General features: G+C 50.6%; 23 protein-coding genes. 8 read left to right on the plus strand and 15 right to left on the minus strand.

Annotated elements, in window-relative coordinates; translation table 11 throughout:
* The first annotated feature begins 90 nt into the window (after positions 1–90).
* The 3 genes from H8L47_RS17435 to H8L47_RS17445 all read left to right on the plus strand — a co-directional run bounded on the left by H8L47_RS17435 (position 91) and on the right by H8L47_RS17445 (position 1,985).
* On the plus strand, positions 91–690 hold the full coding sequence (locus tag H8L47_RS17435; protein WP_186954865.1) for a short chain dehydrogenase: 600 nt from the start codon (positions 91–93) through the stop codon (positions 688–690).
* 49 nt (positions 691–739) lie between these two features.
* Positions 740–922: a cupin domain-containing protein gene (locus tag H8L47_RS17440; protein ID WP_186954866.1), complete on the plus strand. Its 183-nt coding sequence runs from the start codon at positions 740–742 to the stop codon at positions 920–922.
* Positions 923–1,169: 247 nt separating this feature from the next.
* Entirely contained in the window at positions 1,170–1,985 is an 816-nt protein-coding gene (locus H8L47_RS17445; RefSeq protein ID WP_186954867.1) for a substrate-binding periplasmic protein, read from the plus strand.
* A gap of 21 nt (positions 1,986–2,006) precedes the next feature.
* Here the strand turns inward: H8L47_RS17445 and H8L47_RS17450 are convergent, their stop codons facing one another.
* From H8L47_RS17450 to H8L47_RS17465, 4 genes are all read right to left on the minus strand, one after another.
* Positions 2,007–2,585, minus strand: a complete 579-nt coding sequence (locus H8L47_RS17450) for a YdeI/OmpD-associated family protein (RefSeq protein WP_186954868.1) — start codon at positions 2,583–2,585, stop codon at positions 2,007–2,009.
* An 84-nt stretch (positions 2,586–2,669) separates the two neighbouring features.
* Positions 2,670–3,197: a hypothetical protein gene (locus tag H8L47_RS17455; protein ID WP_186954869.1), complete on the minus strand. Its 528-nt coding sequence runs from the start codon at positions 3,195–3,197 to the stop codon at positions 2,670–2,672.
* A 31-nt stretch (positions 3,198–3,228) separates the two neighbouring features.
* Positions 3,229–3,870 carry a glutathione S-transferase family protein gene (locus H8L47_RS17460; protein ID WP_186954870.1) on the minus strand — a complete coding sequence of 214 codons (642 nt, stop codon included), beginning with the start codon at positions 3,868–3,870 and terminating at the stop codon, positions 3,229–3,231.
* A gap of 73 nt (positions 3,871–3,943) precedes the next feature.
* Complete coding sequence (locus H8L47_RS17465) at positions 3,944–4,774, minus strand: helix-turn-helix domain-containing protein (RefSeq protein ID WP_230413800.1); 831 nt, start codon at positions 4,772–4,774, stop codon at positions 3,944–3,946.
* 143 nt (positions 4,775–4,917) lie between these two features.
* On the opposite strand from H8L47_RS17465, the gene H8L47_RS17470 reads away from it, so the two are divergent.
* Both H8L47_RS17470 and H8L47_RS17475 read left to right on the plus strand, forming a co-directional pair.
* On the plus strand, positions 4,918–5,328 hold the full coding sequence (locus H8L47_RS17470; protein WP_186954871.1) for a hypothetical protein: 411 nt from the start codon (positions 4,918–4,920) through the stop codon (positions 5,326–5,328).
* Positions 5,329–5,456: 128 nt separating this feature from the next.
* Positions 5,457–5,825, plus strand: coding sequence for an MmcQ/YjbR family DNA-binding protein (locus H8L47_RS17475; protein ID WP_186954872.1), 369 nt, complete (start codon positions 5,457–5,459; stop codon positions 5,823–5,825).
* A gap of 227 nt (positions 5,826–6,052) precedes the next feature.
* Here H8L47_RS17475 and H8L47_RS17480 read toward each other — a convergent pair whose 3' ends face one another.
* The 3 genes from H8L47_RS17480 to H8L47_RS17490 form a co-directional block, all read right to left on the minus strand.
* Positions 6,053–6,484: a PilZ domain-containing protein gene (locus H8L47_RS17480; protein ID WP_186954873.1), complete on the minus strand. Its 432-nt coding sequence runs from the start codon at positions 6,482–6,484 to the stop codon at positions 6,053–6,055.
* Between the two features lie 268 nt (positions 6,485–6,752).
* A complete protein-coding gene (locus H8L47_RS17485) occupies positions 6,753–7,163 on the minus strand; it encodes a hypothetical protein (protein WP_186954874.1) in 411 nt (136 codons plus the stop codon).
* A 280-nt stretch (positions 7,164–7,443) separates the two neighbouring features.
* A complete protein-coding gene (locus H8L47_RS17490) occupies positions 7,444–7,896 on the minus strand; it encodes a DsrE family protein (protein ID WP_186954875.1) in 453 nt (150 codons plus the stop codon).
* Positions 7,897–8,154: 258 nt separating this feature from the next.
* Between H8L47_RS17490 and H8L47_RS17495 the strand changes: the two genes are divergently transcribed.
* Positions 8,155–8,970: a phosphate/phosphite/phosphonate ABC transporter substrate-binding protein gene (locus tag H8L47_RS17495; RefSeq protein ID WP_186954876.1), complete on the plus strand. Its 816-nt coding sequence runs from the start codon at positions 8,155–8,157 to the stop codon at positions 8,968–8,970.
* A gap of 51 nt (positions 8,971–9,021) precedes the next feature.
* Here the strand turns inward: H8L47_RS17495 and H8L47_RS17500 are convergent, their stop codons facing one another.
* The 5 genes from H8L47_RS17500 to H8L47_RS17520 all read right to left on the minus strand — a co-directional run bounded on the left by H8L47_RS17500 (position 9,022) and on the right by H8L47_RS17520 (position 16,529).
* Positions 9,022–12,798, minus strand: coding sequence for a two-component regulator propeller domain-containing protein (locus H8L47_RS17500; RefSeq protein WP_186954877.1), 3,777 nt, complete (start codon positions 12,796–12,798; stop codon positions 9,022–9,024).
* 241 nt (positions 12,799–13,039) lie between these two features.
* Entirely contained in the window at positions 13,040–13,597 is a 558-nt protein-coding gene (locus tag H8L47_RS17505) for a helix-turn-helix domain-containing protein (RefSeq protein WP_186954878.1), read from the minus strand.
* Positions 13,598–13,733: 136 nt separating this feature from the next.
* Positions 13,734–15,179, minus strand: a complete 1,446-nt coding sequence (locus H8L47_RS17510; protein ID WP_186954879.1) for a hypothetical protein — start codon at positions 15,177–15,179, stop codon at positions 13,734–13,736.
* A gap of 55 nt (positions 15,180–15,234) precedes the next feature.
* On the minus strand, positions 15,235–16,104 hold the full coding sequence (locus H8L47_RS17515) for an ABC transporter ATP-binding protein (RefSeq protein WP_186954880.1): 870 nt from the start codon (positions 16,102–16,104) through the stop codon (positions 15,235–15,237).
* A gap of 2 nt (positions 16,105–16,106) precedes the next feature.
* Complete coding sequence (locus tag H8L47_RS17520) at positions 16,107–16,529, minus strand: GntR family transcriptional regulator (protein ID WP_230413801.1); 423 nt, start codon at positions 16,527–16,529, stop codon at positions 16,107–16,109.
* 293 nt (positions 16,530–16,822) lie between these two features.
* On the opposite strand from H8L47_RS17520, the gene H8L47_RS17525 reads away from it, so the two are divergent.
* A complete protein-coding gene (locus H8L47_RS17525) occupies positions 16,823–16,993 on the plus strand; it encodes a hypothetical protein (protein WP_186954881.1) in 171 nt (56 codons plus the stop codon).
* A 326-nt stretch (positions 16,994–17,319) separates the two neighbouring features.
* Here H8L47_RS17525 and H8L47_RS17530 read toward each other — a convergent pair whose 3' ends face one another.
* Complete coding sequence (locus H8L47_RS17530; protein WP_186954882.1) at positions 17,320–17,538, minus strand: hypothetical protein; 219 nt, start codon at positions 17,536–17,538, stop codon at positions 17,320–17,322.
* A gap of 394 nt (positions 17,539–17,932) precedes the next feature.
* Positions 17,933–18,157: a hypothetical protein gene (locus H8L47_RS17535; RefSeq protein WP_186954901.1), complete on the minus strand. Its 225-nt coding sequence runs from the start codon at positions 18,155–18,157 to the stop codon at positions 17,933–17,935.
* On the opposite strand from H8L47_RS17535, the gene H8L47_RS17540 reads away from it, so the two are divergent.
* A complete protein-coding gene (locus H8L47_RS17540; protein ID WP_222616579.1) occupies positions 18,156–18,638 on the plus strand; it encodes a thioesterase family protein in 483 nt (160 codons plus the stop codon). The genes H8L47_RS17535 and H8L47_RS17540 overlap by 2 nt on opposite strands.
* Positions 18,639–18,732: 94 nt before the next feature.
* Here the strand turns inward: H8L47_RS17540 and H8L47_RS17545 are convergent.
* Positions 18,733–23,408: beta strand repeat-containing protein (locus tag H8L47_RS17545; RefSeq protein WP_186954884.1), on the minus strand; the 4,676-nt coding region annotated here is incomplete at its 5' end.

The raw sequence follows: 23,408 nt of genomic DNA on the forward strand, positions 1-23,408 counted from the left end.
GAATATTTATCTACATTAAAAATTGGAAGATACTTAATTTCAGGCCAAAAGCCCTTTGAATTAACTCAACCTAGACCAGCAAGGAAAGCTATGAAACTCATCATCATCGGTGCCAACGGCACAGTAGGCAGCGCCACCAGCAATGAACTCGGCTCTCGTCATGACATCATCCGCGTTGGAAAAACCAGCGGCGACATCCAGCTTGATATCAGCCAGAGCGGGCAAATACGAGAACTGTTTGCCCGTACAGGCAAGGTCGATGGCGTTGTGGTAGCAGCAGGCAGCGTGCATTTTGCACCACTGGCTCAAATGGAAGAAGAACATTTCCACGTCGGCCTCAATAGCAAGCTCATGGGCCAGGTGAATGTCGCGCAAATCGCCCAGGCCTATTTGCAGGACGGCGGTTCCATTACCCTGACCAGTGGCGTGGTGGGTGAAATGCCTATACGTATGGGTGCCAGCGCTGCTATGGTGAATGCGGCGCTGGAAGGATTTGTGCGTGGTGCCGCGATAGAGTTGCCGCGTGGTCTGCGTATCAATGTCGTCAGTCCTGGCTTGCTGGAAGAATCAGTGGCTGAACTTGGCAGTTTTTTCCCAGGCTTTGAAGCTGTGTCTTCCAAACGCGTGGGCCTAGCCTATGCCAAAAGTGTGGAAGGCGCGCAAACCGGACAGGTGTATACCGTGCGCTAGCGAATGCAAGCAGCGTTAGCCAGTAGAGATGTCTTAGAGGCGGTCATAGATGAAGGCAATCTCGCTGACCGACATAAGGATAGCGCAGGGCGACGCCATCGCCCTGCCACCCAATTGCAGACACAAAGCCCCCCCGCAGGGAAGTACCCTGGCATCCCTATCCGGCAACCAGGCCGCCGGAACAGCATTGCAGGCAAGATGTATGACCAAAGCTGCCACAGGTTTGTGTTAATTTACAATTGTTAGCAATGATGGTCTGGTGTGCAATAGCAAGGCAGATCTTCAGCAGACAACACAGACAAGCCAGCATTGCAGAGCAACCCACTGTAGCCGAGCAACAAATACCCTGGCACCTGCTCCAATATAGATCAATCCAATATTGGAATCCTGACAGCCAGTAGTCAGTCTTATCGTTTCGACTATTGCGTAACTTGCTTTAAGACACTAGGCTGAGGACAGGGTAGTTTCGGAGCATGTATATGCAGCGCATAGCACTTTTATTCTTGATACTGGGGTTGAATTGCATTGCTGCTGGCGCTGCTGAGCACAGCACTGCCTGCGGCAGCATGCAACTGGCCTACTATGAATTGGGAACCTTGTATTACCGCCATGCCGATGGCAGTTATACAGGCATAGACAAGGATGTGGTGGAAGAAGTCGCAAAGCGCAGTGGCTGCAAATTTGATACTGTGCTGGAATCGCGGGTACGCATCTGGACTCAATTGAAAAACAATACCCTGGACATGTCGGTCTCTGGCATTCCCACACCCGAAAGAGAAAAATTTGCCGAATTCATTCCCTATTTTTCCACCAGAAATTATATTTTGCTACACCGAGACATGCCAGTGCATGGCCTGAGCATGGCTGGTTTCTTAAACGATGCCAATTTGAAAGTCGCTGTCATCAAGAGTTTCAAACATGGTCCAAAGTTTGATGAGTGGCTGGAAAAATTATGGGCACAAAAACGGGTATATGAAGCATCCGATATTGATAGCCTGTTACGCCTTTTCCTGGCCCGCCGCGTAGATGCCATCATCGCTCTGCCTACAGTATGGCAACCCTTGTTGAAAAAAGAAGAAATCAATAAACAGGTACACTTATTTGACTGGGCGCCACAAGACAGCATTGTGCATGGCCTTATTGTCTCCAAAGAACGCGTTAGCAAAGCCCGGCGTGACTTGCTCAGAAAAGCCATCTACAGCATGGCAGATGACGGTACGCTGGAACAAATTTTTACCCGCCATATGGGCAGTAAGCTGGCGCAAGAACTGCGCTATGATGGGCCGAGATTTTAGAGCACGTTGGGCAAATAGACGCTAATCATCCAGACCCTTTCCATCAAGTATATGCGGGATCGCTTTTTCCACCCTTGCGTCCCGGGTCTTGGATTGCTTCGCCGCGGAAAAATGCAGCAGATAGGCTTTTTGCCGTCCAGGAGTCAGTGTTTCAAACGCTGTCTTCAATGCTGGCATGCTATCGAGCTTCATTTGAAATTCTTCAGGCATGTTGAAATCTGCCGCCTTCTTGAACTCCACTTTCAAACCAGCCTTTTCCACTGCAACAGCCTCTTTGATATAAGCTTTAATGGTGGTTTTCAGCTTGGCTATTTCTCCGATACTGGTGAAGCGCAACTGTCTTGCTGCCTGGGTATTTTCTGTCTGCTGGATCAGGATACCCTTGACATCTTTCATCAAGGCACCCTTGAAAAACAGGAGTGCGGCGTACTCCTTGAATACGTGGATCAGGACAACATTGCTGCCCTCAAGTGTGTAACAGGGGCTGCCCCACTTCAACTCCTCGGTCAAGGGACATTCAAGAACGATACTGCGCAAATGCTCAATTTCTTCTTTCCATTTTTTTGCTTTGCTAACATAGGCATCAACTTGAGGATTCATTTTAGCATTCTCCAAAAAATGTGCGCTTCATGGTCGGCTACCGTAAAGTAGCGAATTACTCTTGAGCGCAAGAAAAAAATGCCGCTAATTGCCTGACATCTTGCCTGTCCGAATATCAAAATAAAGTAACTTTCCATCGGTTCTTTCCAGCACGAATTTGTTCTCTTCATCAATACCTCTGAAATGGCCCCAGGCATAGTGCGACGCTGTTTTTCTCAACAAGTGCTTGCCAGGAGCGATTTCTTTCAAGCGCACTTTGTGCAAGAGCTTGCCACGCTGCCAAAAACTCAGCATGATCAGGTCATCACTATAATCCTCGGGAATGAGATTCAAGCCATCATAGACTGTCACTGCATACTCGCCATCATCACTGATAAACGCCAGCCGAAACCAGGATGATAAAGTCCACAAGACTTTGTTTTTGTTTTTCTGATCAATTACTTTCGAGCCGAGGGCAGGATCCGAGATGAGTTGAACGCGATTGTTGTTACTGTTGAAAACAGTTTTAGCGGGGGCAGGCAAAGGCGCGTCAGCGTGGGCCTCATTAAAGAGCAAGGAACTGAGCAGCAAACTCAGAAAGCAAGAGGCAAGAAACCGTGCAGGCATATTCATTTCTCTCAATCTGTATAAATAAAATCAGCATCTACCACTTGGGCGCAATCCGCTCTCCCGGCAAAATATCGTAAGGAAAGGCCCAGCCAGGTATGGCACGCAGGCGTTCCAGCCAGGCGATGATATGTGGGTAGCGGCCTTCAAGCTTGTAGTCGCTTTCATTCTCAGGGTAAAACAGATAACCGCTGAGGGAAAAATCAGCGATCGTCGGTGCGTCACCCACCATGTATTCGTGCTTGGCCAGATGCTTGTTGACGATATTAAAGGCATTGTCGATACGCCCAAGCAACCATGCCTGGACAGCGGGGTCAGGTGCAGCGGGGCCAAAGGATCTATTGAAACGGTAGCTGGCAAAATAGCTGGTGAACTTGTGGTTATCAAACAAGAGCCAACGCAAGACTTCCAGTTTCTCATCTTCATTCCTGCCACCAAAAGCACCATGCTTGTTGGCCAGGTAGCTAAGGATGACACCAGACTGTGTCAGCACACGCTCACCATCTTCCAGCACCGGCACCTCCCCCATTTCATTGGCTTGTTCGCGCCATTCACTACTGCGTGTCACGCCCTGGAACATATCAACATAGCCGTTCTCAAACGGCTGGTTCAAGGCGCGTAACAAAAATGCGACTTTGAAGGAGTTGCCTGACTGGCAGAGGCTATGCAGTTTGTACATGATCCGTGTCCTTGAGTGTGAAGAGGACAGGTATCTTACCAAGATTTACAGATTGTGCACGAGTGTGACTATGTCACCCAGCCAGCGCTTTTAAAAAGACTTCCGTCTGCGTGTCTGCCGGATAAAATAATTCCACGCAAAGCTCATGCAAAGTGATGTCGCGTGGACTGCCAAATGTAGTCAAGGTGGTGAAGAGTGAAAGCTCTTGCCCGTGCAATTCCATGATGCAGGGTATCAATAAGGAAGGCTCGGTCGATTGTATGACAGGTGTTTGCTGTTTCAAGGCGATCACATTGGGATAGGCATTTACCTCGTCCACCAGAGCAATGATGTCTTCATCCCGACCACTGAGCATCAGCCGCTGCAAGACTTGCAAAAGATAACTGCCCCATTCAGAGAAATTCCTGGTATGCGCGGCAAAGCCTTGCGGATGCAGGCTGGCCCTGAAGATATTGATTTCTGGTTTGCACAATTCAGCAGGCAGCAAGCCCATGAGTTTTTCTGCGGCGCGGTTATGCAGGACCACATTCCAGTGCCTGTCCAGCGCAACTCCAGGATAAGGGTCATGGGTATCCAGCAGGCGCTGTACTGCAGCCCTGACCTGAGACATACGCGCACTATCCAGACCCTGCTCACTATAGCGTGGTGCATAGCCTGCCGCCAGCAACCAGGCATTGCGGGTACGCAAAGGTACGTCAAGCTGGATGGCGATACTCATCAGGAGCTCAGCACTGGGGCGAGAGCGCCCGGTTTCTACAAAGCTCAGGTGACGCGGCGAGATATCAAGGTCCAGCGCCAGTTCCATCTGGCTCAACTTGCGTTGCGTGCGCCATTCACGTATCAGGGTACCGACTGATACGGCGGGTTCGGCTTTGTCTGCTGTAGTAGAGATGAGATGAGTCAATTACTGCTCCAGAGTTAGTTTCTGCGATCTGAACCTGCATTATCAGCCGATTGTCGCACCACCACCATTACCTGTGAGGTAATCGACTTGCTGCAAATGTAGAGCGAAACTGCAATCCCCTCAACTGTTTTTGGAGATACACCATGTCTACAGCATCTACAGCCGTCAAATTGCATGCCCCTGCCCTGTCCTTGAGAAGCATACTGGCACTCGATGCCCTGACGGGTCTTGCCATGGGCTTGTTGCTGGTTGCTACGTCTGGCCTTTTGTCTGGTTTGCTAGACTTGCCCAAGGATTTTTTATTCATGGCGGGTGTCAGCCTGTTCCCGATCGCTGCATTGGTGGGCTTCACCAGCCGCACAGGCAGCGACAAGAAACCACCCGCCCTGCTGGTATGGGTCGTCATACTCGGTAACCTTGGCTGGGTGCTTGCCAGTATCTTGACGATGGAAGTCTGGTTTGAACCCAGCGTATTGGGATTTATCTTTGTCAGTTTACAGGCGCTGGTGGTGCTGGGTTTTACTGTGCTTGAGTATCGTGGCTTGCGTGGCTAAGCAATGTGAACAAAAGGGGCAAGGCAGACTTGCTCCTTTTCTCAGGTAACAGCCCAAGCAAAATTATCGCTATTACAATACACTATCGAGTCTGATCAATTTGATCTTCGATTTGGCCTATCACTACGATGAAACTAGCTGCTCTCAAAAAACTGTGCGCCAGTTATGCCGGTGCCCGCGAAAGATTACATGCAGATCCGAGCAATGTGTTGGTGTATAGCGTGGGCGAAAAATCCTTTGCCTATTTCAAGACCAGCGAGCCTGAACGCTGGCGCTTCAGCATACGGGTGACACCTGCGCGTTTTCTTGAGCTGACTGATATGCCGGGTGTGAAACCAGCGCGGTATATGGGGCGCTTTCACTGGGTGACGATAGTCGCAGTAGAGCAATTTCCTGAGGCGTATTTGCGAGAATTGCTGGAGTATTCTTACCAGAAAGCTTTATCTGGGCTCACGAAGAAGAAGCGGGACGAGGTTTTACTGGATGTGCTTGATTGAGGCTTTCGGTTCTTTGAGAACAGCAGGGGCAGTGCAGGCTTCAATGTCTGCCCTATACTCTAACTGATCCGGACATGCAGTAACCGGATTAAGCTCATTCCTGCGGAGGCAGGAATCAATCTGGCTGACGCACCAGCGGCGTTAATCCTATTTCAAGATCGCAGGCCGCTGGTAGCCCGTCTATCATGTTGTAAACTCAGGTCTTACGTCGTGGTAGCGAGAAAACCTCAAACCGTCTCCAAATCCACCACTTCATTCACCGGCATAATCACGCAGCGCAAAAGCAACTTCGCCGCATCTTCATGCGTCAGCAAGCCTTGCAAGTCCGCTGGTATCTGTCCTGTAAAAGCAAACCCTGATCTGGTGTGCATACCCGCTTCACGTTCTGTCCACAGCAGTTGCACGCGGCAAGCGCTCAGTGTCACATTGGGCTGGGTTTCATCTGGCAAGAAGCTGATTTGATACTGGCCCGACGGGATATCAGACTCAAGTTCGGACAGCACTTGCAAGCCACCTGCACTGAGATTGACCAGCAGAGCTGGCAGGGCATCAGCATGTTCGGGTGATTTGAACACCCAGACTGGGCGTACATCATTGTTGCCAAAGGGGACCAGGAAGAATTGTACGCGTTGGTGGCGACGGTTTTCAGACAGGTTCATGGTATGAGTCATCAGGTGGAATTGGAATTTCGTCTTTTTTCAAAAAAGCAGCAAACAGAAATTTATTCCATATTTGTGTCATGGACATGACCAGAGTGCGTCTATATCAGACAGGCTTGATTTCAAAAAGTGCGGCTGACTTCGCCTTGACTTGATGGTATTCAACAGGAAATTTTGCATAAAAAAAGGGGCAGCGAATCGCTCCCCCCCCTCTCAGCTAAGTCCTATTCTGGAAATGCACGACAACCAGATCAATGTCAGCCAGCTCTTACTTGTCAACTTCCTTGGTCAGCATCTCCCATGAAGGCTGGGAAGTACCATCGGTAGTCGCAACTACTTTACCGCCAGCAAATTTCAAGGAAGTTGTCGCTGCCTTGCTGAATTCTATAGTCTTCATCTTGCACATGGCTTTCTTGGAAGCAGCATCGGCGCAATAGGAGCCAGCATTGTCCTTGATGGTAGAGGCAAAATACTTAATCTTGAACATGTCGTCCGTGGTTTGGAAGCTGTCTGTCTTGATGTCAAACTTAACGTCACAACCGCAAGATGTTTTCAGGCTGCCTGTGGCGGCCTTGACTGCTGGTTCGACTTCATTGCTCATCATTTCACGTTCTGCTTTACCGGCGAAGGCAGTCAAAGGCAAGACTAATAAAATGGCGGCGAGTTTAGAAATTTTCATCGGTATGTCCTGGTGTGAAGAAAGACTGTTATAGAGCCTTGCATTCTAATTTTCCAGAGCAGCATATGCTGAATTGTTTGTAACAAATTCCCTGAAAAAAAATGCGCCTGACAGCAGGAAAATCTTAAGCTGTCACCTGTGCTTACACTTTTGACAAAAGCAATTTCTTTCCCAATTGCCAAGCGGCATGGTTATCACAATCCATCAATGCCGCTGCCGCCACCAGAGCAGACACCGGGGTCTCAGCATATTGAGTAGAAAAGTCTGTGTCGCAGCAAAGTCACGGTCTGATATATGCATACCCCTGCTGCTGCCGCTTGATCAATTGCGACACGCCCGCATCTACATAGGCAAGATTATCTAGCATATCTGCCTTGGTGATTTTCAGGGCGCGCATGGTGTTTTCACAGATAACGACACGAACTCCCATCTTGATGATCTCATCAATACGGCTGGCTGCCGGTGATTCGAATTTGAACATGTCTATGCCAGGTCCATAGGCGACGATTTCTACCTCAATATTGTCCTTGCCCATATCATTGATGACGTTTCTGACATTGTGCAGGGCCAGCTCCCATTTCTTGCTTTCGCCATCGCTGACCTGGAAAACGACTTTGGATTTTTGTGCTGCCTGTACCTTGGTTTGCTGCTGAGCCATGACACTGGCATGCGCCAGTCCCCCCAGAAGCACGGCCAGAGTCAGGTTACGGCTGATGTGGAAAAGCTGTCGCATGTTCATTCCCTTAATCAATTCAATTGTCAACTCAATGTGGCAAAGATATCAGATTTATGGCAAACCTGAATATGAAGTTTTTCAGCCAAACCAATATCAATAAAACAATCCTGAATATCGCAATTGTTAAAAATGATTGCCTGAATGCACATATCTAGTTTACAGTTACCCCCCGGTGCTGGCATAGATGTCTGCGTAAATATCGTGCTTGCGGGACGTATGGGATTAGGAAGTTAACAGTTTTCCAGGATGACTGATATGAAAAAAGCTCTCTCAATTGCTGCATTCGCCCTGGCGAGCATTGCTACACAGGTGCAGGCACAAAGCAACTATAGTCTGTATGTCAGTGAAGGGACATCTGGTGGCCTGGATGCGGCTCAGGTGATAGAAAAATACACTGGTCTGGCAGAAGTGATGGGGAAAGCGCTGGGCAAGAAGGTGACTGTCGTAGTGACACGCGAGTTTTCCCAGCTGGAAGAAGGCATGAAGTCTGGCAAGATGGATTTTGTGATTGCCCGGCCCAGTGATTACCCCGGACGTGGTGTGCGGGATTACAAATATCAATTAGTGTCTACTTCCAAACCGGATGGACAGTGCCTGCTTATCGTTCCCAAGGCATCACCTCTGAAGAATATCGCTGATGTCAAAGGCAAGCGCATCGCCCTGCCTGAGAAAATTTCCTATATGTCGAAATTTTGCTCGGCAGAGTTGACACACAATGGCTTCAAGCTGGAGACAGAAAAAATTCAACATGCCAAAGAACAAGGTGCAGTCCTGTTTTATCTGGACAATCAACTGGCAGACGTAGGCGGCATTGCCTCGTACTCAGGGGTAGCAAAAAACCTGGAAAAAACCGGGCACAGGATCATCCACAGTAGCCAGCCTCAACCTTACCAACCATTGATCGCGCACGCAAAAATCTCTGCTGCACAAATCCAGTCCCTGAAAAAGGAATTGGGTCAATTGAATGAGAGTGAAAGCGGCAAGCAGGTACTCAAACAATTGGGTATCAAGGAATTTGATACCGGCAATAATGAGCAGCGACTGCGCGACTTGCTGAAATGGCTGGGATAGATCCTGCTGCGGATAACGGCAGGATCAGGTATACATGATTGATGTGCCATTTCAATCTGGTGAATTGCTACCACTACTGTCCTGCCCGGCTGGCTGCAAAAACAGACTGCATAAAGTTTGATGTAACACCTCAGTCGAGACTGGTTTGTGCAACACTGGAATATTGACACTGCCATTTTTCAATTGGATATCTGCATGGATATCGCCAGTAATGATCAGGGCGGGGATGTCATGATTAAACATGTCACGCAAACTGATAATGGCCTGCACACCATCTTCATTGCCTGCCAGATGAAAATCACAAACGATGGCATCCGGTATGCTCATGTCATCGGCAATTTTTGCCATCGCCGCTTCACTGCCGTTGGCAGCCGTCACTACGCAATGCCATTGCATTAACCAGCTTTGAGTAGCTTGGAGTATGGCTTCGTCGTCATCAATGATGATGACGCGTCTACCTTCCAGCGCACTGGCATGCTCGCTCTCAAACTGCCCTGGCAAATTAGCATCTTCAGGTGCATCCACTTTATTGAGCAAGAGAGTGAACCTGGTACCATGACCAGGTTCTGACTGCAAGACCATGGGCATGGCCAGCAAGTCTGTCAGACGTTTGACAATCGCCAGGCCCAAGCCCAATCCTTTGGTGCTATCACGTCGCTGCATGACTGCACCGTACGCCTGGAAAAATTCCTGGAACACGGTTTCTTGCTGATGCAGGGAAATACCAATGCCCGTGTCGCTGATCATCAGCCTGACCTGGTCTCCGACTTCTGTGCAACTAAGCTCAACCTGGCCCTCGTTGGTATAACGTATGGCATTGGCGACCAAATTACGTAAAATTTGTTCCAGCAAATTACTGTCGCACTCTACCCAAAGCTGCGTTTCTGCCACCGTGAGCAAGAGTTTTTTTGCCTGTGCCTGTGGAGCAAATTCCAGCTCTATTTTCTTCAGTATCAAGGTCAGCGGAAATTTGCTTAATTCTGGTTCGACTATTCTGGCGTCCAGGCGCGACAAGTCCAGCAAGGACAGGAACATGCCATCCATGGTGTGCGCGCACTTTTTTAGCTTGTACAGTAAACCCCTGGAACTGCTGGACAATTCTTCGAAAGACAGTGCATCCAGATACAGGTTGAGGGCATGCATGGGTTGGCGCAAATCATGGCTGGCCACCGCCAGAAAGCGCGTCAATTCGCTCTGGTGTTCAAGCTGCTGCTGATTCGCCAGTGCCAGTACGCCTACGGTTCTTTCCAGTTCAGCGGTCTTCTGTTCTATCTCTTGTTTTTGCAAGGCGATTTCTGTGGTTCTTTTTTCGACTTCTGTTTCCAGCAACTTTTTTTGCATCAGCAAATGGTGCAAGCGGTAGCGATGTATTGCCCACAATACAGCCAGCAACAGGCTGACAAGCAAGAGCCTGAACCACCATGTTTTCCAGAACGGTGGTGTGATGGTAACGCGCAGCTGTGCCCCGGTTTCATTCCAGACGCCATCTTTGTTCGCTGCCTTGACGCGAAACAGATATTCACCGGCATCCAGATTGGTGTACGTGGCGAAACGGCGGCTGGCATCTGTATAGACCCAGTCCTGGTCAAAGCCTTGCAACTGATAGGCAAATTGATTGCTTTGTGGATCGGCAAAATGCAGAGCGGCAAATTCCAGTGAAAACACGCTATGGGTATGTGCCAGGGTGATGGCTTGATTGTCCTGGATTTGCCCTCGCATAGTAAAACCGGCAGCCGTTTTTCCTTCTTCCTGTGGCTGATTAAAAATCTGCAAACCGGTAATCAAGACCTTGGGCGGGATGGTATTTTCGCGCACATCTGCCGGCTGGAAGGCACTCATTCCGTTCAAGCCACCAAAATACATATTGCTTTGCCTGTCCTTGAAGCAGGCAGCCATATAGTAGCCGCCGTCAATCAAGCCGTCCTTCCCTGTGAAGTAGCGGAATTTTTCTGTCACCGTATCAAAGCGTGCTATACCAGCATCTGTGCTGAGCCACAACTTTCCTGCCTGATCTTCCATGATGCAATCGACAGAGGCATTGGTGGCGTAATTGCTGAAACTAACTATACCCTGGCTATTTTTCTGTATTTTGCTGATACCGGCACTGCTACCTATCCAGATGTTTTTCTGGCTGTCTTCAAACAGGGCTGAGATCGCATTGCTCGCCAGGCTGCCTGGCTCTTTACTGTCATGCCGGTAGTGTTTGAACTTCATGTTTGATCTGTCCAGCAGATCCAGACCATCGAGGGTGCCTACCCACAGACGGGACTGGCTGTCTTCCAATATCGCCATCACGCCATCATGAGCGATACTGGATGGGTCAGCGCTATTGCGCCGCAGACTGCTGAGTTGATTGCTGACCGGGTCCAGCCTCAACAGTCCACGGGTATTGGCAGCCCAAAATATGCCTGCGCGATCTTCAATGATCGCTTGCATCTGGTGTGCTGCTGGCTCACCTGGCAATATCTGGCGGGGGTAGGATTTACCGCTCGCCAGATCGATGCGCGAGATACCTTTTTCAGTGCCAGCCCATATCTGCCCGTCTTTAGCAGTAAACATGCTGAGTATGGTTTTGCCATCCAGGCCATATGTGGCACTGCCATTGCTGGCGATCCCCGTCTGCAAATCCAGGCTGTTCAAGCCGCCCCCAAATGTGCCAAGCAAGAGCTGGCCCGGCGCGGCTTCAAGTATGCTGGTCACCTTGACATTGCTCAGGCTGCCAGCCTGGTCTGAAGCGACATAGCGCCGAAAGGCAGCCACGGATAAATCGACATGGCTGGTACCACTGGTCCAGTAGCCCAGCCACAGGCTGCCACTATGGTCCTGAAAGACCACCTCCACCTGATCGTCTGTCAGGCTGCTATTGTCGCCCGGATCACGCTTGAAATGCTGCATCGTTTGCGTTGCCGGATTCCAGCGCAACACTCCCTGGGCGTGCGGTACCATCCAGATTTGTCCCACTTGGTCCTGATAGAGTTCCTTGATGCTGATATTTGCCAACTTGTCAGGCAGGCTTATTCTTGTCCGCGTATCCCAGGTATGCTTGTGCTTCCACAACAACATGCCTTTGCGCAAACCCAGCCACATGTTGCCTTGTCTATCGATCAGGATTTTATTGACTGCATTGATTTTGGATTCAGCACTGGCCGTACTGTCCACACGGTAGTGAACAAAATCATTACTGCCGGGTTCCATGCTATCGAGACCGTTATCTGTCGCCAGCCACAGCTTGCCAGTGGCGTCCAGCGCCAGAGTATTGACGCGTTCATTTGCCAGGCTTTGTTCACGACCAGGTTGATGATGCCACCAGCGTACTTTCCCGGTAGCTGGCACAAAATGGCCCAGGCCATTTTCTGTTGCCAACCACAGACCTTGCTGACCATCGTCAAGCACGTCATTAATGGCACTATTCTGCACTTGCGATGCCAGTTCCCCTGGTATGATAAAACGCTGGAACTGATTCTTTTTCCTGTCGTACAAATGCAGCCCACCCGCAGCGGTGGCAACCCACATACGGTCTTGCCTGTCAAAGTAAACCTGCCTTACCCAGTCACTATTGAGACTATGCTCATCATCCGTGACATTCTTGTACAGGCTAAAGCGGTAACCGTCATAGCGCACCAGGCCAGCCTGCCCTCCAAACCAAAGATAGCCCTGCTTGTCCTGCCCTATGGTTTGCACAGCCTGCATAGGCAAGCCCTGCTCCAGACCCACATGCTGGAAACGCAGGGTACGTAAGGCAGATGCCTGAGCTGTCTGAAAAAGCAAGATCAGCGACATTGCCAGCAAGAGAAACAGACATTTTGAATGGCGTAGTGTATTCGACATCAGAAACCAGGAAAAAGACAAGAAAAGCGCAAATAGGCTCAGGCTTGAAGCTTCCGACGAGCCACCCAAGGCATTTTAGCCTTGGATGCCGGGTTTATGTGAAGAGACTGAAGGAACGCAGAATAGCGTGACAAAACTGCTTACTGGCGGGATGAACCGAAACTGACTGGTACACCTAATCCGAGGGATGGACTGAATAAGTAAAACTCATTTCATCACAAGGATGAAATGAGTCCGGGGATCAAGTAGGTGACTCTTCTACACTGGCAGGCTCGGCAACCGATACTACAAGCGGTGCAGTTGGCACATTGAGAACTGCGGGTACTGCAGCTACTGTCAACCGGCCTTGATGTGGCCTGGGTTCGGCCCTTTCCACAACGATATTCCAGCGTTTCAGATAGTTGGTGACCGAGCGGATATGCATTTGCACACCCAGGTGCTTAGTGATGAGCTCAGCCACCGCCGGGCGATTCCATTCAGGAAAATCAAGCTGCAACTGACGCGGCTTCTTAGCCTTGATCATTTCCTGCAACTGTACTTCCTGCTCGCTGCTCAGGGCGCGCCCCTCGCCTGCCCGGCGACCACGCTTATGCGGCAATAATGCATCAGCGCCCTGATTGACATAGCGCGCAATAATCAGACAGACCGCCGTATAGCTGAGACCCAGTTCGCGCGCTATCTGAACTTTCTTGGCACCGCGCTCATGCGCTCGCACCACCTGGCGACGCCGCTCATACTGTTCCATAGCACTCAGGCTTCTGGCATCTTCTTTATTTGTAATCTGTGAACACATTTGCATGACCATACTCATTCTGACATCCTTAAGCTGATAAATTCAACTCCGGTAAGTCTGAGAATATAGGTCATTTAAGACTTGCCGTGCCCTATACTAAAGTATGACCCTGGCAAGAAAAACAGACGCAGCACCGCTCATTTCATGCAGCACGACCAGCCGGAAATACGGCGTTCGCTTGCATGAGTATTTGCCAGCGCCAGCGCAAGATGGGGAGCGTCACCAGCACGATCAGCAAGCAGATCAGCCAGACTGGCAATGCTGGCCACAGCTTGAGCATGCCTAACGAAGCCAGCCCCAGAAAAGCCGGAAGTGCGAAAGCAAGTAACAAGGCAGTTTCATAGCGGGACCTGATCCTGGCATAATTATGCAAACTCATGACGCTCAAAGGCAGCAGACAAAAGCAGGCAAGCCAGGCCATCTCTGCTGCATTCGTGGAAGCTGGTGAAAAATGCATGGTGACAGCCACGATCAATAATGTCAGCAGCCATAGGCCAAAGAACTGGCGCAGTAAAAAATGCAGCACGATCCTGGCTTGCTCCGCCTGGGGTGGCAACGCTGCCGCCAGCAATAGCAAGCTGTGCTCCCCTCTGCGTTGGTACATGGTGGCGCGAAGCATGGAAACATAAATCACGGGCAGCATGACAAAAGCGACCATGGCAGCAGCGTATGCCAATCCCATGTCGTTCTCAGCAAATTTTGATGAATGATGCAAGAAGACGGCAAAGTAAACACTCAGACCGGCACTCATCAAGGCAACCGATACAAAGCTGGTCAGCCAGAATACCTGTGCCCCGAAGGCAAAGGGAATAAGCTGCGCAACGGCTGCCGGTGTTCTGCCTGTCTTGTCCACCTTGACCATACACCAGCGCATCAACAAATCATAGGGATTGAAGAAGCGCAGTGAATAGTGTGTCGAGGTCACTTCCTCACCATTCATGGCTTTTTGTATCATGCTAAAGCTTTCTTCTCGCTTGAAATGCTGGTCACCATGAATGGCAAAAACCCAGTGCAAGATCGCAGCGGTCAGGCCCAGCCCAACCAGCATGAGCAAGGCAGGCTGGTTCCAGCTTGCCTGCGGATCCAGGCTGAATCGATTACCCCACCACATCGGTAACTGACTGAGCAGCACAATGAATATCACTACCCATTTACTGCGCAGGGTCGCAACATAAACCAGCATGGCAAACACGCCTATCAGCCAAGACTGGAAAAACAGACCCTTCAAGTGGGTGACCAGGGTCAATGCAAGGATAGCAGGCATCAGCAATACAGGTATTGCCAGTGCCACCTTCATGTTTCGCCTGAGTTGCGGCACCAGGCCTGCATTCGCCGGGCTATATTGCAAGGCCACACTGGGCACCAGCAGAACAAACCAGAATACCAGCAGCACGCCGACCGCAACCCCGATGCCTATGGCGAGCGCCATTAAAATGGATATCGCATCTGATTCATCTTTGCGTGCCAACAAGAACAGAATGAGGGGCAACAAGGCAATTATCCCCAACAAGGCATACAAGACTTTTAAACCAGCAGCATTGCTGCGCGCATAGACAGGCTGCATCCATACCGAGATGATGGCTTTCATATTCTTACTTCGCGAGCGGTTTGAATTGACGAATGGTGTGCTTCAACATGCATTTTTATCGTGTCATTTCGATGAAGATGTCTTCAAGACTGAGCTTGTCAATCCGCATATCAGTGCGTGCCTGGAGGACCTGCAATTGTTCAGTCCTGAACTGAGCCAGCAATTTGTCATCGCCCTCCGTAAAACGGCGCAAGACTTTGTGTGGCTGCAATTGCTGCAGCACTGCGGGGCTGGCACTGATACGCACCGTGTTGTCCATCATGTCGTCCAGCGCCTGCTGATGGACGATTTGCCCTGCATGCAGAAAAGCGACATCCATGGCGACTCTTTCGAGATCAGACAGAATATGGGTAGAAAATACGATGGTGGTTTGTTTGTCGATCACGCGTTCTATCAGTTCACGCAAAAAATCACGCCTGCCCGCAGGGTCAAGGCTGGAGACCGGTTCATCGAGTATCAGCAATTCTGGCTCATGGGCCAGGGCACGAATGATGGACAGGCGCTGTTTTTGTCCTATCGACAGTTTATTGATAGCCTTGTCAAAAGGCAGATCCCATCCCTGCATCAACGACTCTACCTTGCCGTCATTCCAGCGTGGATAGAGCCGCTGGAAATAAGCCAGCATTTGCCTGGCTGTCAGCCATTCAAACAGGTCACTGCGCTGTGGCACGTAGGCGATCCTGGCCTTGGTCGCAGCACTGAGTTGGGCGGCATCTTCACCGTAGAGATTGGTCGTTCCGCCATCGATATCACGCAAACCCAGCAGACATTCAATCAGGGTAGACTTACCCGCACCGTTACGCCCCAGTAAGCCGACGATACTGCCAGGGGCGATTTGCCAGTCGAGATTTTTCAAGACACTTTGCCCACTGAAGGATTTACTCAATCCTTGTATCTGTACCGGAGCATTTAACTGAGCTTGCATGTTCATTTTCCTTTGAGAATACTGGTCAACAGAGTGATGACGGATTTAGCATCTAGCTCAAGCTGGCTGGCTTCGAGTGCGATGCGCTCAAGGCTGGGACGCAATAATTCCAGCCTTGACGCGAGATCAGAATGGCCCTTAGCCTGGGCTGCTACTTCCATTCCCAAGCCACGGCGACGCACCAGCAAGCCCTCGGCTTCGAGCATGCTGTAGGCCTTGGATACCGTCATGGGATTGACGCCCAACTCGCTGGCGACATCGCGCACAGATGGCATGGCATCACCTGCGACAATTTGCCCACCCGCCTGCAGGCGCCGCAATTGTTCTATCAACTGGCGATAGATAGGCTCGCTACTCCCGGTGCTTACCTGAAATATCTCAGCGCCCAACTGGCGCGGCTTGATGTGCGTCATGCCTGGCGTCATGTTATATGCTCCATGTTCCAGCCTCTCATGGTGTTTACATGAATACCTGAACACCTTCATCGTGAGGATGAGCGCGTCATGGTAGCTTCTCATGGGGTCAATGACTAATACAGAAACCTCATGTGTATTAATATAGTAATACACTGAATTTGCAAATTCAAGTAAATTTCAAAAAGATGCTGGCAGATTTGCCGACTACTGCAATCCATCGAAAAAAACATGGGAAGCGAGAAGCAAAAGTAATCGCCCCGCCCCCCCCTCCCCAAGAAAAGAAAAGAAAAGAAAAGCACAGCATGCGATCCAGACAAATAGGCGTTAATCGCCTGACCATACGCGCATATGTGCATACCTTGCCTTTCGAGGATTCTTTTGCTGCACATTTCAAAGAAGCTTTGCGTAGCAAGCTCGACAGTGCAGGCAAACTGGGAAAAAAAACAAGGCAGTCAATAGCGGCCATCTGCTGAAAAACGATCTTGATTGGTCCCTGGGGACTAAAACGGCAAGCGTTACTATCATCATTACTGTCAAGCGTGGCGGCAAACCAACCGATGAGAAAGTCATCAATGGAGAAACCAAATGGGATTCCTCATTAATAGGTGCCAGTGCCAGCCGGAAAAGTGAGTTTTCAGATTCCAGCCTGGACAAAGGTGTGAGGCCGGGCTAGTTCAATTCGGAGTCGTCAGACGGCTGACTTTAGGCACAACCTGGTGCTGCCATGCGAGAAGGGGCGCGTGGCCGCCTGCCGGTAGGCATTCATAAACCATAATTTTTTAATGGGAAAAGCGCGTCTTTAATCGCGCAGCCGCCGTTTCTGGGGCTGGCCCAGCACGCGGGCAGTGACTTGAGGGGGAATGCCCTTGGCCTTCATGAACTCCAGCGCGCAAAGCGTGCCCAGGCTGCTTTGCAATTGAAGAGCAGCATCGACATGCGCTGCCATGCTGAGGTCTGTGCGGAGATGAAAAACCGGCTTGATGCCTGGCTTGGTGGTAGACGCTTGCAAACTGCTCATGCCTGACTCCTGCTGTAACAACAACGACTACTGGCTGGGAAGCAAATACGTATGACATCGACAATTGACACCTGCTTGGCGAGGGATGAAGCTAACCAAGCCTGAATGCAGCCTAATTCTAGCGGTTTCAGCACATGATGGCGCACTGTTTTACAGGTCTTTTGTAACAAGCGGAGGATTGCTCGCGGCCTGTGATCAGTCGTGCATGTCTTATTGTTATTCCTATGGCTTTTATGATAATAAATTGCTTTTTACGTAAGGGGTGCGTATCATGTCGGCGCCTTTGCCATTCTCGATAGACAAGGTTTTCCCAGGCGCGTAAGCGTGATTGTGAAAGTACACAGATCATCACGTGTACATCAAACGTAGACAGTACGGACGCTGTCCAGGCTGGTCAGACCATCATCTTGATCAGCCCCCCCCCCTTAAACATGAATAAAGCAAGATTTGCGGGCAGCCCGCAGTTGTGGTGCATGGCCGATGCCATGCGTTGCACCTGACGTTTAGCCCAGGCCTTGAGAAAGAAGATAATGAATCTCTGGTGTAGATTGTTGAGGTTGTTGTTAACTTTAGCTTGGAGAAAGAAAGTGGGCGTGCTTGAGCCTAGCAGGCTGCGCATGACCGTTTTACCGAATGATCTCGATTTTAATATGCACGTCAACAATGGCCGTTACCTGACTTTAGCTGATGTTGGCCGCATCGACTTTGTATTCAGGACAGGCGTTTTCCGCACTGCCATGACCTTGCGTGCCCGCCCCGTAGTCGGTGATGCCATCGCCAAATTCCGCCGTGATTTGAAGGTATTTCAACGTTATAATTTGGAAACCCGTTTGCTGGGCTGGGATGATAAATGGATTTTTATCGAGCAGCGTTTCATTCGCCATGGGAGGGTGGTCGGCGTGGTCACGGTACGTTGCTTGTGGGTCAATGCAGACGGTGCCATGACAGCGCAACTTTTTGTCGATACCGTGCATCCGCAACTGGTCTCGCCCCCCTTGCCCAAATGGGTGAAAGAGTGGAGCCGATGCTGCGACGATCTGAGTACATCGTTGCGTATTGAAGAAGCACAGACTGAGGCGCCACTTAAGGCAGCAGCATAATGCCAACTGGTAGAGCCGTATAAATCCATTAAAGCACAGGCTGCCATAAAAAAAACGCCAGCAAGCTGGCGTTTTAAGTGGAAAGGCCGCTGATTTATGCAATCAGATTAGCCACAGTAATAATACCAACCGTACCCGTTAATTGTACAAAAAAGTCAGTAGTGTCAAACTGGCTGGTATCTGAACCGGTGTTCTGGAACAGATAAGTACCTGCTGCTGTACCGCCCGCTATCGTGATCAGGAAAACCTGGTCACTGCTGTTGAGAAAGGCGGTCAAATCAGCGCCTATGGCGGTCAGATAGTTGGCGGTAGTCGCACTGGGGATGTTCCTGGAACTTAAGGTCATCGCATTGACGCCAGTCTTGAAGTAATCCGTGCCCGACGCATTGAAATTACCCACGACATCTACCTGTGTCTGGTTCGACATATTGGCCCCAGTTGCTATCAGTGTTTCCGAAGCGGCTATAGAGTTTGGCAGATTAATGGTATCCACCGCCGCACCACCTGTGATGGTAGTCGCCGCAGAACTGGAACCCAGCAGGTTCAATGTCTGGCCACCAGTACCCAGGGTAATGGTGTTGTCGCCCGTGCTCTTGGTATAGTTTAGCGTGACACCTGCGCCATTCATGTTGGTGAGACTGGCCGTACCTATACTGCCTGCCACGTTGATGGTTTCGATATTCGCGACTTTAGTGCTCAGATCAATGTTCTGGGTGGTGGTCGCACCGATATTAATTATATCTGTACCATTGCCACCATCCACCGTGGTCAGGAAGTTGATGATCTGGTTGGCCGTAAAGTTAAAGGTATCTGCACCTGTGCCACCAATGACACTGACAGCCACATTGGCCGAGGTGAAGTTATTGGTGCCATTGGCAAGGTTGTACTTCTCTATCGTACTGAAGGCATTGAAAGTGCCAGCTGTCGTCAAATTAAGTGTTTCTGTTCCTGCGGCATTGACGGTGCCGCTAAATTGCGACATCTGGGCGATCGTTGCCGTGATGTTGGCATTATTGGTCAGCGTCAGGTTTTCAAAGTCGGTGATCGTGGCATTGCTGATATCCGGTGTCGACGAGAAGAACGCCAGGCTATCTGTGCCAGTGCCACCAGCATAAGTGCCGAGAATGGTAACGCCATTCAAGGCCAGGCTATTATTGCCGTTGCCCAAGGACGCCGTACTGGAAACAGTGGCGTTGATTGTGATATTGTCGTTACCACTACCGCCAGTGTAGTTAACACCTGCCGTGGCAGAGTTCATGTTGACGGTATTGGTACCGCTGGCACTGCCTTTGACCGTCGCTGCGCCTGTCAGGGCACTGGCTGTCCAGGTAAAGCCACCAAGGGTAATGCCGCTGGCATCAACCGTCGTCAGTGCGGTGCTCGATGATGACAGGGTCAGGCCTGCATTGCCACTCACATTAAAGGTCTTGACTGAGTTACCCAGCCAGGTCATGTTGTCATTGAAGGCACCTGTGGGCGTGCTCTGGGTGTCGTTGACACTGATATTAACGGTCTCGACGCCGGATGCAGTAATACCGGAGTTGGCAAAGGCGATGCCAGAAGTACTGCCATCCGTCAGCGTCAGGTTGACGACATCATTGACACCACCGACAAACGCAGCATTGGAAATGGTAAAGGCCGTACCCGTACCATTGAGCGTGATGTTGCCATTGCTGGGCAAGTTGCTCAATGTCAGGCCATTGGCGGCAGAGAAAGTGACGTCGCTATAGCTCCCCAGTACCTGCAAGTCGACGGTCTGGTTGGTTACACTAGTGAGGCGCAATTTCTCAAAGCCGCTGACATTGGCAGCAAAGGTACCGGAACCGGATGCCGTGGCCGCATACGCTGCCGACAGCACAATCGTGTCAGAGCCCGCACCACCATTCACAACGATAGGCAACAAGGCTGTGTTAGGAATGAAGGTGTCATCACCTGTACCACCATTGATGGTCGTGAAGCCTGCCGATGTGTTGTAGGTAATGGTATTGGTACCATTAGCGAGGTTCAGAACCTTGACGTTGCTGATGGTGCCGCCTGTGCTGCCATTATTGAGAGTGACAGTGCCCGCCGTGGTCAGGGTCAGTATATCGTTATCTGCCGCATTGCCAGCGATGGTCGCTCCATTAAGCCCAGGGATGCTGGACATGAAGATGTCATTGGCGCCAGAGACACCATTGAACGTGCCACCAGCAGTGACACTGACGGCATTGGCAATACCAAAGTCACTGGCCACAATACTGCCTGTAGTGCCACCCAGTTTGACGATAAAGTCGCTGCCATCCACTGCTGTTGCGCTACTGCCCGAATTCTGGAACACATACGTACCTGCTGCTGTACCACTGTTGACGGTGATGGTATAAGCCTGGCCAGTATTGGCAAGGCTTGCGCCCGCTGCTGTTGCCGCAGTCGCTATGGCTGCCGCCAGGTTGCTGCTGTCAGCATTGGCGATATTCAGGTTAAACAGCGAGGTCGCGATAACGCCAGTCCCGAAACTGTCTGCACCTGCTGCCTTGAAGTTATTGACAGTATCCATGGCATTGATGTTCGAGCCTGCCAAAATCACATCTGCACCAGTTGCCGTGGTGGACAAATTGATGATATCAGCGCCAGAACCGCCAGTGATGGTACTCGCGCCTGTGCCTGTACCCAGGATATTGAGGGTCTGGCCACCCGAACCCAGCGTGATGCCATTGATCGCCGTCGAAGCTGACTTGGTGAAGTTCAGGGTAACGCCAGCGCCATTTTCATTGGCGACGGTCCAGGTTGCAGTTGTGCCACCTGTAACGTTGACTGTTTCTACATTGCTGACTTTGGCAGACATGTCCAAAGCGGCAGTCACAGCACCGACATTGAGGGTGTCTGTACCCGCACCGCCATTGATGGCTGTGGAAGCAGCGATGATAGCTGAGCTGGCATTGATGGTGTCATTGCCCGTACCACCCGTCACCGATACCAGGCCGGTTGCGGCAGTAAAGGTATTATTGCCATTGGCCAGTACATAGTTTTCTACATTGGCATTAGCTGTGACCGTGCCTGCAGTCGTGAGGTTGACTGTTTCTGCCCCTCCGGCAGTGAAGGTGGTAAAGCCAGCAAACTGTGCTGCTGTCATGGTGACAGACGCGTTATTGTTGATATTGACGGTTTCAAAACCACTGACATTGGCCGCGCTGATATTGCTGCCATTGAACAGGTACAAGGTATCAGATGTGCCCGAACCAGCCACAAAGGTGCCGCTATAGGTCTTGCCTTCCATGACCAGGCTATTGCTGCCTGCCCCCAGATTGATATTGCCAGCCAGCATGGAGTTGCCACTATTCGCCAGATCAACATAATCATTGCCTGATCCGCCATTGACGGTAGTAATACCAGAGTTCGCTACCGAGAAGAAAACAACACTGCCAGCGCTACCGTCCATCGTCAGCGTCTTGATATTGGTGATGGTATTACCACTACCAATATTCACCGTACCGCCGCCAGAGATAGTGATGGTGTCTGAATCGCTGCCATTGCCGTTGACGGTTGTGCCTACCAGAGCGGCCACATTGCCGGTAAAGTTCTCGTTCAGACCAGCTGTGCCATTGAATATACCGCCTGCAGTCAGCACAGTGCTGTTGGCAGCCTGGCCATTGCCATTCGATGGGTTGGTGCCTATGGTGCCAGCAATTGCAGTAGCACCACCGGAAACAATAATCGCATTGGAAGTCGTACTGTTATTGACACCACCACCGGTCGCATTCGAAGCCGAGGTCACGTCATACACCAGGGTACCACCAGTGATGGAGATATAGGACAGATCAATATTATTCACACCCGCCACATCATCGACGATAGTCAGTTGATGCGGACCCACACCAGTGAATGTCAGCACAGGACCAGACAGGTTCAATGCCGCACGCGCAGCGATTAATGCCGCATATTGGGAAGCATTGATCACGACTGCTGAATTGGCTGTGATGTTTTCAATGTTGGACAGTTGTGCACCAGCCAGGTTGATCGCACCGTAAGTGACCAGTGTATCGTTACCAGCACCCAGGTTGATCGTGTCTGTGACAACGCGAGCAACTGCATTGACTGTGGACTGCGCGTTCAGAGCAACACCGTTTTCAGATGTGTTGTATGTACCGGCAACATAGTTACCCAGCAATACAACGCGGTCTGCACCAGCGCCCAGGCTCAGGAAGTTGGCGCCACGGGCCAGTGTGACGTCCAGAGCAGATTGTGCTGTCAATGCACCAGCATCGATAGATACACCGACTGTTGCGTTAGCAACGTTGATGTTGTCCAGGGCACGGATAGTCAGACGTTCGATGTGCGTTGTTGTGTTAGCAGCTTGATAGCCGTCAACCAATGCATCAACGATCGTATCGTTCAACTGGATTTGGGACACTTGTGTGACTGCTGTGTCGTTTGTCAGTTCGATGTTACCGATGTTGCTGATACCGTTGAAGTCACCGATGGCTGCGTTTGTTGCATTGCGCAGTTCGATCACGTCGTCGTTCTTTTGGCTCAGGTTAGTCGTGTTGTTGTCAACTGCACCACCGTTGATCGCGTGTGTACCATTGAAGTTCGCGTCAGAGAAGATGATACGGTCTGCTGTGCGGCTTGCACCTTCTTCGCCGTTGTAGCTGAAGCGGCTTGTGGAGCTCAGTGCACGTGCATCGATAACTGCTGCGCTTTCGATGGCTGTACCAGCTGTGTCTGCTGCATTGGATGCATCATTGGCTGTGTCGTTGTCATTAACGATGGCCAGAACGCCTGCGTTGTTGTTCG

It is taken from the genome of Undibacterium umbellatum, assembly GCF_014284125.1.
Classification (GTDB): Bacteria; Pseudomonadota; Gammaproteobacteria; order Burkholderiales; family Burkholderiaceae_D; genus Undibacterium; species Undibacterium umbellatum.

What these genes read in the sequence shown, in the direction of transcription:
- H8L47_RS17435 (WP_186954865.1), top strand. Translation starts at nt 91, where the DNA reads ATGAAACTCATCATCATCGGTGCCAACGGCACAGTAGGCAGCGCCACC.
- H8L47_RS17440 (WP_186954866.1), top strand. Translation starts at nt 740, where the DNA reads ATGAAGGCAATCTCGCTGACCGACATAAGGATAGCGCAGGGCGACGCC.
- H8L47_RS17445 (WP_186954867.1), top strand. Translation starts at nt 1,170, where the DNA reads ATGCAGCGCATAGCACTTTTATTCTTGATACTGGGGTTGAATTGCATT.
- H8L47_RS17450 (WP_186954868.1), bottom strand. Translation starts at nt 2,585, where the DNA reads ATGAATCCTCAAGTTGATGCCTATGTTAGCAAAGCAAAAAAATGGAAA.
- H8L47_RS17455 (WP_186954869.1), bottom strand. Translation starts at nt 3,197, where the DNA reads ATGAATATGCCTGCACGGTTTCTTGCCTCTTGCTTTCTGAGTTTGCTG.
- H8L47_RS17460 (WP_186954870.1), bottom strand. Translation starts at nt 3,870, where the DNA reads ATGTACAAACTGCATAGCCTCTGCCAGTCAGGCAACTCCTTCAAAGTC.
- H8L47_RS17470 (WP_186954871.1), top strand. Translation starts at nt 4,918, where the DNA reads ATGTCTACAGCATCTACAGCCGTCAAATTGCATGCCCCTGCCCTGTCC.
- H8L47_RS17475 (WP_186954872.1), top strand. Translation starts at nt 5,457, where the DNA reads ATGAAACTAGCTGCTCTCAAAAAACTGTGCGCCAGTTATGCCGGTGCC.
- H8L47_RS17480 (WP_186954873.1), bottom strand. Translation starts at nt 6,484, where the DNA reads ATGAACCTGTCTGAAAACCGTCGCCACCAACGCGTACAATTCTTCCTG.
- H8L47_RS17485 (WP_186954874.1), bottom strand. Translation starts at nt 7,163, where the DNA reads ATGAAAATTTCTAAACTCGCCGCCATTTTATTAGTCTTGCCTTTGACT.
- H8L47_RS17490 (WP_186954875.1), bottom strand. Translation starts at nt 7,896, where the DNA reads ATGCGACAGCTTTTCCACATCAGCCGTAACCTGACTCTGGCCGTGCTT.
- H8L47_RS17495 (WP_186954876.1), top strand. Translation starts at nt 8,155, where the DNA reads ATGAAAAAAGCTCTCTCAATTGCTGCATTCGCCCTGGCGAGCATTGCT.
- H8L47_RS17500 (WP_186954877.1), bottom strand. Translation starts at nt 12,798, where the DNA reads ATGTCGAATACACTACGCCATTCAAAATGTCTGTTTCTCTTGCTGGCA.
- H8L47_RS17505 (WP_186954878.1), bottom strand. Translation starts at nt 13,597, where the DNA reads ATGCAAATGTGTTCACAGATTACAAATAAAGAAGATGCCAGAAGCCTG.
- H8L47_RS17510 (WP_186954879.1), bottom strand. Translation starts at nt 15,179, where the DNA reads ATGAAAGCCATCATCTCGGTATGGATGCAGCCTGTCTATGCGCGCAGC.
- H8L47_RS17515 (WP_186954880.1), bottom strand. Translation starts at nt 16,104, where the DNA reads ATGCAAGCTCAGTTAAATGCTCCGGTACAGATACAAGGATTGAGTAAA.
- H8L47_RS17520 (WP_230413801.1), bottom strand. Translation starts at nt 16,529, where the DNA reads ATGACGCCAGGCATGACGCACATCAAGCCGCGCCAGTTGGGCGCTGAG.
- H8L47_RS17525 (WP_186954881.1), top strand. Translation starts at nt 16,823, where the DNA reads ATGCGATCCAGACAAATAGGCGTTAATCGCCTGACCATACGCGCATAT.
- H8L47_RS17530 (WP_186954882.1), bottom strand. Translation starts at nt 17,538, where the DNA reads ATGAGCAGTTTGCAAGCGTCTACCACCAAGCCAGGCATCAAGCCGGTT.
- H8L47_RS17540 (WP_222616579.1), top strand. Translation starts at nt 18,156, where the DNA reads ATGACCGTTTTACCGAATGATCTCGATTTTAATATGCACGTCAACAAT.
- H8L47_RS17535 (WP_186954901.1), bottom strand. Translation starts at nt 18,157, where the DNA reads ATGCGCAGCCTGCTAGGCTCAAGCACGCCCACTTTCTTTCTCCAAGCT.